Annotated in this window: 1 protein-coding gene; it reads left to right on the forward strand. The window is 69.8% G+C overall.

The window, feature by feature from the left end; translation table 11 throughout:
- On the forward strand, positions 1 to 981 hold a 981-nt coding region (locus D7V80_RS41070; protein ID WP_120593158.1), incomplete at both ends, for an amino acid adenylation domain-containing protein.

Genomic DNA, 981 nt, shown 5'->3' on the forward strand with positions numbered 1-981 from the left:
GCCTCGCCGTTGAACGGTCCTTCGACCTGGTGGCGGCGCTCCTCGCCATTCTCAAGGCGGGCGCGGCCTTCGTCCCCGTGGACCGCAATGCCCCCGTGGAGCGCATCGCGATGCTGCTGGAGGACGCGGGCGTGGACGTGGTGCTCACTCACCAGCCCTTCGCTTCGTTGCTCCCCGCCACCGGCACCCGCGTCTGGCTGGATGCCCAGTCCGAGGAGATTGCCGCGCGGCCCATGCATGCGCCTGAGGTCCGCGTGGACGGTGAAGCCCTGGCCTACGTCATGTTCACCTCGGGCTCCACGGGCCGTCCCAAGGGCGTCAGCGTGCCTCACCGGGGCATCACCCGCCTCGTGCTCGGCAGCACCGTCATGCGCTTCGGGCCCGACGAAGTCTGGCTCCAGTTCGCCCCCGTTGCCTTCGACGCGTCCACGCTCGAAATCTGGGGCGCGCTACTGCACGGTGCGAAGCTCGTCCTCGCTCCGCCGCATTCCCTCTCACTGGAGGAGCTGGCCGCCCAGCTGCGTCACCACCGCGTGACGTCCCTGTGGCTCACCGCTGCCCTCTTCGAGCAGATGGCCCTGCACCAGGGCGAAGCGCTCGCGGGCGTGCGCCAGGTCCTCGCCGGTGGCGACGTGCTGCCTGCCGCCCGTGTGCGCGAACACCTCGCGCGCATTCCGGAAGGCGCCACCTTCATCAACGGCTACGGCCCCACGGAGAACACCACCTTCTCCACTACCTTCTCCTTGCAGCACGGCACACGTGTGGAAGGCGCCATCCCCATCGGCCGGCCGCTCTCCAATTCCACCGTCTACGTGCTCGACACGCACCTGCATCCGCTGCCCGTGGGTGTCGCCGGTGAGGTGTACGTGGGTGGCCAGGGTCTGGCCTGGGGCTACCTGAACCGCCCCGACCTGACCGCGGAACGCTTCGTCCCCCATCCCTTCGCCGCTACGCCGGGCGAGCGCCTCTACCGCACGGGCG

This window comes from Corallococcus sp. CA054B (assembly GCF_003611625.1).
Lineage (GTDB): Bacteria > Myxococcota > Myxococcia > Myxococcales > Myxococcaceae > Corallococcus > Corallococcus coralloides.